The 269-nt window shown below is 63.9% G+C and carries 1 pseudogene; it reads left to right on the top strand.

Annotation, left to right across the window (positions count from 1 at the left end):
- Window positions 1–269 (top strand): annotated as a pseudogene (locus X738_RS80680) (DDE-type integrase/transposase/recombinase); the annotation flags it as partial.

The following is a 269-nucleotide window of genomic DNA, read 5'->3' as shown; positions in this document are numbered from 1 at the left end:
GCACGGGTGGCCGATGTTCGGTCGACCGCGGATGCTTGTGACCGACTCCGCCAAGGAATTCAAAGGACATGCCTTTCAGCGTGGGAGCGAGGACTACGGAATTCGCATCCGCTACCGGGATCGCGGTCGCGCCCATCAGGGTGGCGTGGTCGAAAGGCTGCTCGGGAAACTCAATGCCGTTCTTGCGACGCAGCCCGGCTCGACAGGCAGATCCGTGGCGGACCGCGACGAATATCCCGCAGAGCGACGAGCCCGTCTAAGCTTCGCCG

It is taken from the genome of Mesorhizobium sp. L48C026A00 (assembly GCF_000502375.1).
Classification (GTDB): domain Bacteria; phylum Pseudomonadota; class Alphaproteobacteria; order Rhizobiales; family Rhizobiaceae; genus Mesorhizobium; species Mesorhizobium muleiense.
The sequence above is the reverse complement of the archived record's forward strand: the minus strand, read 5'-3'. Positions and strand labels throughout refer to the sequence as shown.